This is a genomic window from Celeribacter sp., assembly GCF_048261515.1.
GTDB lineage: Bacteria > Pseudomonadota > Alphaproteobacteria > Rhodobacterales > Rhodobacteraceae > Celeribacter.
Window position 1 is genome coordinate 61,072 of sequence record NZ_JBLXFZ010000012.1, and the last position, 8,987, is coordinate 70,058.

Sequence of the window (8,987 nt, forward strand, 5' to 3'; positions counted from 1 at the left end):
TGCCAGTATCATCGGAAAGGGTCACGCGATTGGGATGTTCTGAAGCTTACGCTACAAAAAAATTTTTTGTCATGCAAAAATTATTTTTGTAAATTTGAAAAATTGTTTTATGCCTGATGTACCAGCCGCCGTGTCAGAGGTCTTTCTGGCACAGGTTTTTCACGATGCCAGCCCTTCCCTTAGGTGGAAGGTATGGTGAGGAAAGGGGACCAGACCCTTGAGTATAGCAGCGTTTCCACACGCCAGACTGAGGAAGGCCGCCAGTGCAATCGGTGGCTTCGTCGTCGTCACGCTTCTGACCTTTATCGGGTTGATGGCGATCACATTCTTTATCGGCCGCGTGATTCCGATTGATCCGGTTTTGGCCGTGGTCGGGGATCGCGCCACGCAGGAACAATACGATGCCGCCCGTATCGCCATGGGGCTTGATCGGCCCTTGGTGGTGCAATTCATCTCCTATGTGGGTGATGTGTTCCAAGGCGATCTCGGTCATTCCGTATCTACCAACCGCCCCGTCGCCGAAGACCTCGCCCGCGTATTCCCCGCAACGTTGGAAATGGCGACGCTCGGCATCATCATCGGTGTCGGGCTGGGGGTTCCCTTGGGCGTCTGGGCAGCCGCAAAGCAGGGCACTTGGGTGGATCAGATTATCCGCGTCTTCGCGCTGCTGGGCTATTCGGTGCCTGCCTTCTGGCTCGGTCTCGTGGGGCTGGTTGTTTTCTACGCGGGCCTTGGATGGGTCGGCGGGCCAGGGCGTGTCGATATCTTCTATGACGGGCTGGTGGAGCCGCACACGGGGCTGCTCTTGGTCGATTCTTTGATTGCGGGCGACTGGGACGTGTTCCGCAGTGCGCTGGACCACCTGATCCTGCCTGCGACGATCCTCGGCTTCTTCTCGCTGGCCTATATCGCGCGGATGACGCGCTCTTTCATGCTGGACCAACTCGGTCAGGAATATATCACCACCGCCCGCGTCAAAGGTGTCGCGGAATGGCGGGTGATCTGGACCCACGGGTTCCGTCCGATCCGCGTGCCGCTGATCACGGTGATCGGCCTGTCCTATGCCGCGCTTCTGGAAGGTTCCGTGATGATCGAAACCGTCTTCAGCTGGCCGGGCATCGGTAACTACCTGACCGTGGCGCTACTGAACGCCGATATGAACGCCGTGCTTGGTGCAACTCTGGTGATCGGTTCGGTCTTCATTCTCATCAACAAGCTGTCGGATGTGCTTTACCGCATTCTCGACCCGCGCAGCCGATAGGAGGGTGCCATGACGACGATGACCAACTGGCTACTCGACGATTCCCCGACCTCCCGCCTGCAAGCCTCGCTCGGGCACAGCTACCGCATGGTGCGGATGCTGATGCGCAATCCGCTGGCAGTGGTGGGGGCCTTGATCCTCTTGATGCTGATCCTCGCGGCCGCTTTCGCGCCGTGGATCGCGCCGCATAGTCCGCTGGGTCAGGATTTGGGACAACGTCTCCTTCCGCCCTCCGCCGCGCATTGGATGGGCACCGACGAATTGGGTCGCGATATCTTCAGCCGCGTGATCTACGGCGCACGTATCACACTGTTGATTGTGGCGCTTGTGGCAGTGATTTCCGCGCCGCTCGGCCTCGTGATCGGGGCGATTTCGGGCTACTTTGGTGGATGGGTGGACAAGATCATGATGGGGATCACCGATGTGTTCCTGTCGATGCCCAAGCTGATCCTCGCGCTGGCCTTCGTGGCGGCGCTTGGGCCGGGGATCGAGAACGCGATCATCGCCATCGCCATCACCTCATGGCCTGCCTATGCACGGATCGCGCGTGCCGAAACGCTGACCTTCCGCAACTCGGAATTTATCTCGGCCATGCGCCTGCTCGGCTCGTCGCATACGCGGATCATCATCCGCCATGTGCTGCCGCTTTGCACCTCCTCGATGATCGTGCGTGTGACGCTGGACATGGCGGGCATCATCCTGACTGCCGCAGGTCTGGGCTTCCTCGGTCTCGGCGCACAGCCGCCCTTGCCAGAGTGGGGGGCAATGATCTCGCGCGGGCGGGCCTTCGTCCTCGACCAGTGGTGGGTCGCCACCATGCCGGGCTTTGCCATCATCATTGTCTCGCTGGGCTTTTGCTTTCTGGGCGACGGTCTGCGCGACGTGCTGGACCCCAAACAGGGAGGCAAATCATGAGCCGTTCCCCGCTACTCGAAGTGGAAAACCTGCGCGTCAGCTTTCCCACGCCACAGGGCCGCGTAGACGTGGTCAAGGGTCTGTCTTTCACCTTAGGTCGTGAACGCCTTGGCATCGTGGGAGAAAGCGGATCGGGCAAGTCCATGACGGGCCGCGCGATCCTACGACTGATCCGCAGGCCAGGTCGCCAACAGGCCGATAAGATGATGTTTGACGGCATCGACCTGCAAGGGATTTCGGAGCGCAAGATGCGCGACCTTCGGGGGGCGCGGATCTCGATGATCATGCAAGACCCGAAGTTCTCGCTAAACCCCGTGATGACAATCGGCGCGCAGATCGCTGAGGCGCTTAAAACCCACGAAAACCTGCCGCGCCGCGAGGTTAAAGCCCGCGTTCTGGAGATGCTGCATTCCGTGCGCATCAACGATCCCGAACGGGTGGTGGACCTCTATCCGCACGAGGTCTCGGGCGGCATGGGGCAGCGCATCATGATCGCCATGATGCTGATCCCGCGCCCCGACCTGTTGATCGCGGACGAGCCGACATCGGCGCTGGACGTATCGGTGCAAGCGCAGGTGTTGGATCTGATCGACGAATTGGTGCGGGACAAGGGGATGGGGCTGATCCTGATCTCCCATGACCTCAATCTGGTCGCGCGTTACTGTGACCGCATTCTGGTCATGCACGCAGGCGAAGTGGTCGAAAGCTGCGCTGCCGATGATCTGCACAAGGCCACGCATCCCTACACCAAGGGTCTTTTGGCCGCCGTGCCCCGCATGGAAGAAACCCGCGACGAACTCCCCGTCCTTGATCGCAGCGCATGGAGCGGCACATGAGCGCCATTGTTTTGAAAAACCTCGACATTTCCTATGGCGACACCAAGGTCGTGGAGGGGGTGAATATCGAGGTCGCCGAGGGCGAGAGCTTCGCACTGGTCGGTGAAAGCGGGTCGGGGAAGTCAACGATCCTGAAGGCCATCGCAGGGCTTGCCCCCGATTGGACGGGTGAGATTTCGGTACTCGGCCATCCGCGCGGACATAGCGTCGATCAGGACTTCGCCACCCGCTGCCAGATGGTGTTCCAAGACCCTTACGGCTCCCTGCACCCACGTAAAACCGTGGACACAGTGCTCAGCGAGCCTCTCAAGATACACGGACTTGGCAACCGCGATGCTCGCGTGATCGACATGCTGGCCGCGGTGGGCCTCGACCGACGGTTCCGCTTCCGCTATCCGCACCAGCTCTCGGGCGGCCAACGTCAACGGGTCGCCATCGCGCGGGCCTTGATGCTGGAGCCCAAGGTGATGCTGCTCGACGAGCCGACCTCGGCGCTTGATGTTTCGGTGCAGGCGGAAATCCTGAACCTGTTGAAAAAACTGCGCCGCGAGCAGGGGCTGACCTACCTTCTGGTCACGCACAACCTGCCTGTGGTCAGTTTCATGTGCGACCGCATGGCTGTGATGAACAAGGGCCGCATTGTCGAGATAGCGCCCGCATCCGCGCTTCATGATGGCAGTTTCACCGATCCCTATACCCAATCCCTTTACGCCGCATCGGGCGGCAATCCAGACCGTAAGGACTAAGACATGACGGATACAAACACGGCGCGCCACACCTTTGAGAAAGCGTTGTCAGAGGCCACCACGGACGAGCAGGCCTATGATGCGCTTTGTGCGCTGACCAAGGCCACGGTGGGAGCCAAACTGTTCACGGTGATGACTGCCGATATGGACGCCATGCTGGCCCGCCGCGTCTATACCGATGATGCGGAAAACTACCCCACGACAGGCACCAAAGAGATTGAAATGAACCGCTGGTTCGAGCAGGTGCACGGGCGTCACGAGACCTTTGTCTCCAACACCTTGGCCGATATTGATACCGTATTTCCTGATGCGGAACTGATCGGCAAGCTGGGCTGCGGATCGGTAATCAACCTGCCTGTAATCCTTGGTGGCAAGATGGTGGCCACGGTCAATTTCCTGCACGAAGAGGGCTACTATACGCCCGAACGCGTGGCGATGGCCCATGAGGTTCTGCGCCTGCCTGCGATGGCGGTTCTGGCGCTTTCGGCCTGAGCGCGTGTGATGAACGGTTTGCGGCTGACCTCCTGTGTCAGCCGCATCCGACCTAGACCGTGCTGTTCGCCTCGGTGGCCACGGATTTGCGCAGCCACGGCGGTGGCGCTGTGGAGGGCGCGCGCGAGGGGGTGGATGTTTCGTTGGTCGTGAAAATGCTGGTCAGCAGGGCCAGAGCGATCGAGCCCTCCGCCTGTGTCGAGTTGTCCCGTCCCATAGTAAAAAGCATGCGCATCAGGTGATCGCGCTGTTCCTCGGTTGTCGCATGGAAACTGACCTCTATCTGACGCCCCTTGTGCTTGATCACATTCGCCGCGATCGGGCCGATTTCGGGAATGACAACGAGCAGCCACCTGACGTTTTGTGGCACCTGCGCCGCATCCTCCAGCCCGATACGCGCACCCGTCAGGGACAAGGTTTCCACCTGTGCCGTGAGCGCTTCCTTGGCTTTGGTGGCAATGGTGCAGGGCTGGTTGAACTCGAAGCGCTCGTCGCGGTGCTCGGTATTGGGCGACACCGCAACCGCCTGCACGATCGAGAGCAATATCATGCTGATGACGGCCCAGAAGGCGAGGATGGGGATTTGTCCGCTATCCACGACAATCCGACTGTCGAAATCCGCATTGATGTAGAGGCCAAGCGCGGCGGCCAGAATGAGGGCAATCGGCCAGTAGATCATCGCACGGTCGATTTCGCCGCCACCCGCCGCGCTGCCTTTTGGCGTGACCTTGAAGGCGTGTCCGTGCGGCTTGACGAGTGTGGCAAGGACGGTTGGCAGGACGCGCGGGACGTGCAGTGCGGAGTGCACCGTCGAGGCCAGAGGAAAGAAGGACTTTGGCGCGACCAACCGCAAGGTGGCCAATGTCGCAAGCATCGCGGGGATTTGCAGGGAGAGGATCTCCTGCGCACTCGCGGTTGCAAGAGGCGACCATCCTGTCCAAAGGCAGATGATGGGAGTCAGGATGGTGGCAATCACCATGAAGGGCTGCACGATCCATGTCAGGGGTAGGAACATCAGGCGATGGCGTAGCTTTAGCCCTGGCCCCAACGGACCTTCGCGCAGGTAGAGCATCTGGATGGCGCCGCGAGCCCAGCGGGCGCGTTGCACATACATGGCCGAGAGTGACTCGGGCGCAAGACCCACGGCGAGTCGTTCGTTGAGATAGCGCGTCACGAAGCCTTTCCGCAAAAGCGCAAGGGTGAGCAGCATGTCCTCGGTGATCGACCCTGTGGGCAGACCGCCCCCGATGGCCTCCATCGCTGTCCTGCGCGTGATCGAATTGGAGCCGCAACAAAAGGCGGCGTCCCAGCCGTCGCGACCCATCATGATGGTTTCAAAGAAGAACCTCTGATCGTCGGGCATCACCTTGCGCAAGCCGAGATTGTTCTGCATCGGATCGGCATTGTAGAAGTTGTGGGGGATCTGAACGATGCCGACTTTCTCGTCGTCAAAAAGGCCCATGGCGCGATAGAGGAAGTTCTGCTGCGGGATGAAGTCGGCGTCGAGGACCATGAAATACGGGTTTTCAGTCCGCGCTATTGCCGCGTTGATATTCCCCGCTTTCGCATGGTCGTTGTTGTCGCGTGTGAAATATTCCACACCCTTGCGCGCGCAGTAGGATTTGAGCCAGTCCCGCTTGCCATCATCGAGAACGTAGACGGTTGCGTGGCCTTCGGGCCAGTCGAGTGCCATGGCGCCAGCAATCGTCTTTTCGAGAACCTCGATGTCTTCGTTATAGGTCGCGATGAAGATATCGACCTTGGGCAGGTCGCTGGGGTTCATGCGCCGAAGCCGCGCTTCGCCCTCCGATGCCGCCGCGGAGTTATCCCTGCGGCGTGAGAGCGTGAGGAACAGAACCGCCGTATCAAACCAGATCAGCGTTTCGACAACGATCAGGAACCACGCAAAAGTTGCCTCGGCAAATCCCGTTCCTGCGACGGGGAGTGTCTCGGTATAGCGCCAGATCAGGTAGCGGATGATTACCGCAAAAGTGGCGACAAAGAGCAGCCTGACCGCAAAGGGGCGCGCCCGTGTCCCAGCCACCAAGCGCCGAGGTATGAGCAATGCGAGGGCAACGACCAAGGCGATCGGGACGAGGTAGTCGGGCATGGTCTATTCCGTTTCTATCGGAGTGGCCGCCGTGTCTGACGTAAGTGCCGAGCTGGTGGAGGTATTGCCGCCCAAGCCCGCAAAGAGCCGTGAGAGTCGCGACATGAAACTGTCGTGGTGGAGTTCAAATCGCACATCGGCGGTTCGGCCCACGTTGCAAAACGATCCAGAGGCCATGACATCGTCCACATTTGCATCGCCAAGTCCGACGATCACTCTGAACCCGTCTTCGGTCTGGATTCTCGGGCTTGCCGCCTGCATGTCGCGGTTAGGACGCGCGCCGCTGCCGTAGGCGGTGAGGACTTGCGCGGTAAAGTGTTCTGTCGATCCTTTAAGTTGGACCCTGGCCGTGGTGCCTGTCGGAATATTCTCGAAATGCCGCTCGGGTAGTTGGACTTCGAGGAAACGGCGCGTGCAATCGAGAACCGTCGCGACGTTCTCGCCAGAGGCCACCGTGCCGCCTTCGCTGGCCGAGGCTTCCCAGATGATCCCCGATGTCGAGACCTTGGGGGCGAAACTCTCTTGGCGCAGGGCTTCCACGCTCAGGATCGCGATCTGGTTCTTGAGGCCCGCGCGCTGTGCCTGCCGTTCCAGAAGTTGCGCATTGATATCGGCAAGGCGCACGTCAATTTCATTCAGGCGGTATTCGATCTGTTCGAAGCCGTTTGATGTCAGGTCGATGCCCATCTCGCCGTCAAGCGTGTCCCGCTCGACTTCCAACTGGGCGTAGACGGCTTTTTGCTGCGCCAGATCGGCTTGAGCGGCTATGAGGTCCGCTTCTGCTGCCGATAGGGTTGTCGCGGTTGCTGTGCCATCTTCCGCGAGATCTTCCATGCGCGCCATGTTTCCCTGAGCCTTGAGGAGCGAGGCTTGCGCGCGGTCAATATTGGCCTTGGCCGCGTCGAGGCGCGGAATGAACCACGTTGTCCGTGCGGCGACCAATGCATCCCGTCGGGTAATCAGGTCGGTTCGCAGATCGGAGAGTTCGCGCATCTGCTTTTCCATGCCGACGATTTCGCCGTTGAGCGAGCCGAGCCGCGTCTTGACCCCTTGGAGCGTGCCGCGTTGGCTGCGCGAGTTCTTGAGCTCAATAAGTGTCTCTCCCGTTTCCACGATGGAGGAGACGGGTTTGGTGGGTTGAACGATTATGCCGCTGAACGGTGCCCTGATATTGATTAGCGGCGCGTTAACCACCGCAGAGGTCGACACATAGCTGGTCGCATAAGGCGCCACCGTAAAGCCCACCACGACAAGAAGAATTGCCGCAATAAGGACGCGAAGGAGAGTGATTGGCATGATTTGCCCCTTTGTTGAGATCGCACGATGTGTGCGAGAACACCTCGAATTCTCGCTGCGGTTGTATTGAGAACTATGGCAACTTTCGTGATAGTTGTCACATCTTTCCTGATTATTCTGTCTTTTGTAAGGCGCAGTGACGTGGATTTAGGCGTGGCACTTGCGGCGCTCTTAGCTTGCTGTCGGCGCCTTGACCCAACAGGGGAATACGCGGCGCATGAGAAAGCGCAGCGGGCAGGGGCGAACGGTCCGAAAATGCGTCCGCGAACGACCGCGAAACGGGCTATGCGAGGGAAGGGACGTCTATTGCAACGCCAGTGTCTGAGGGAGTTCGCGCATGACAGACTGTGCGGGGATGTGGTCCTCTTTCAACAGGCCCAGTATCGCCGCGCGTTGGATGGTCTCCATGTCATTGCGGGCGCCCAGTGCCTTGCGAACGCGGCGCATGTGGTTGTCGACGGTCTTGGGGTTGTCGCGTTTGATCTCGTGCAGGATTTCTTTGACGCGCAACCCCTGCGCCTTCAGGCGGAGCACCTTCAGGTTCAACTCGCTCAAGCCCATCTGCGAGACCAGTTCATCCGACCAGTCGCTACAGCGATGCAACTGATTGGCCAGCGCCTGAATGGCGGGGCGGTCGCGCTCGAACTGGGCGTCATGTTTGTTGATGTCGTCAGAGAGCCGGAACAGCCCCAGAATGCCACGCACGCCATTTGCTTCCAACGGCAGGACCACGCCCGATGACACAAACTCGCGCACGCCGCGCACAACGCGGGCAAAATTGCGAGGGATATCATCGTGATCCAGCGCGCGGTAGAATTGGGATTGCAAGATAGGCCTGTCGCTCACCGCGCCCATCACCATGCCGAAATCGTCTTGGGCAAAGCGGTTGCGTCGGTAGATGTCGCGCCATTCGTCAGGCAGGCCCGCACGTTTGGACAGGTGGTTGTTACGGATGGTTTCAACCGATCTCGTATCTATGAACAGCCCGTAATTGACCCCGACATAGTTGTATTCCGCTTCCATAAATTCTGCGAACAACTGGTGCTTTGCATCAAGTGTCGGAGCCTCGGCGATTTGCGTCATCAAGTCGGATGGGACGGACATGTTTCAATCAATGTTTTTAATGTTGTTGCTATTTTTACCGAAAGGTTAAAAAACTCAAGCGTTTCTGTCGAATTATAGGGAAGCAGTCTGCTGCAAAAGGCGCATCCGCGCCACACTTTAAAGCGCAAGCCGCAAAAATGGCGAGCGGTCAAAAATCCTGTGCGTCATGATTGGGCAGGGTCGGGACTGGCAGATCGCAACAATAGAGGCATGAAAGCCCCGCAAAA

At 59.2% G+C, this 8,987-nt stretch carries 8 protein-coding genes; 5 read left to right on the forward strand and 3 right to left on the reverse strand.

All coding sequences use genetic code 11. The features are described 5' to 3' along the window. Positions 1-217 precede the first annotated feature (217 nt). Genes ACN0SC_RS16300 through ACN0SC_RS16320 form a run of 5 tightly spaced genes read left to right on the forward strand, consistent with a single transcriptional unit; the run spans position 218 to position 4,250 of the window. A complete protein-coding gene (locus tag ACN0SC_RS16300; protein ID WP_417250754.1) occupies positions 218-1,261 on the forward strand; it encodes an ABC transporter permease in 1,044 nt (347 codons plus the stop codon). A 9-nt stretch (positions 1,262-1,270) separates the two neighbouring features. After that, complete coding sequence (gene nikC / locus ACN0SC_RS16305) at positions 1,271-2,176, forward strand: nickel transporter permease (protein ID WP_417250755.1); 906 nt, start codon at positions 1,271-1,273, stop codon at positions 2,174-2,176. After that, positions 2,173-3,012 carry an ABC transporter ATP-binding protein gene (locus ACN0SC_RS16310; RefSeq protein WP_417250756.1) on the forward strand — a complete coding sequence of 280 codons (840 nt, stop codon included), beginning with the start codon at positions 2,173-2,175 and terminating at the stop codon, positions 3,010-3,012. Before nikC ends, ACN0SC_RS16310 begins: the two co-directional genes overlap by 4 nt. After that, complete coding sequence (locus ACN0SC_RS16315) at positions 3,009-3,758, forward strand: ABC transporter ATP-binding protein (RefSeq protein ID WP_417250757.1); 750 nt, start codon at positions 3,009-3,011, stop codon at positions 3,756-3,758. Before ACN0SC_RS16310 ends, ACN0SC_RS16315 begins: the two co-directional genes overlap by 4 nt. 3 nt (positions 3,759-3,761) lie before the next feature. After that, positions 3,762-4,250, forward strand: coding sequence for a GAF domain-containing protein (locus ACN0SC_RS16320; RefSeq protein WP_417250758.1), 489 nt, complete (start codon positions 3,762-3,764; stop codon positions 4,248-4,250). 52 nt (positions 4,251-4,302) lie between these two features. Here the strand turns inward: ACN0SC_RS16320 and ACN0SC_RS16325 are convergent, their stop codons facing one another. From ACN0SC_RS16325 to ACN0SC_RS16335, 3 genes are all read right to left on the reverse strand, one after another. After that, complete coding sequence (locus ACN0SC_RS16325) at positions 4,303-6,360, reverse strand: glycosyltransferase (protein WP_417250759.1); 2,058 nt, start codon at positions 6,358-6,360, stop codon at positions 4,303-4,305. A gap of 3 nt (positions 6,361-6,363) precedes the next feature. Next, the gene (locus ACN0SC_RS16330; protein ID WP_417250760.1) at positions 6,364-7,656 is read right to left on the reverse strand and encodes an HlyD family secretion protein; all 1,293 of its coding nucleotides are present in this window, start codon (positions 7,654-7,656) and stop codon (positions 6,364-6,366) included. Between the two features lie 303 nt (positions 7,657-7,959). Continuing rightward, a complete protein-coding gene (locus ACN0SC_RS16335; protein WP_417250761.1) occupies positions 7,960-8,760 on the reverse strand; it encodes an autoinducer binding domain-containing protein in 801 nt (266 codons plus the stop codon). Positions 8,761-8,987 lie beyond the last annotated feature (227 nt).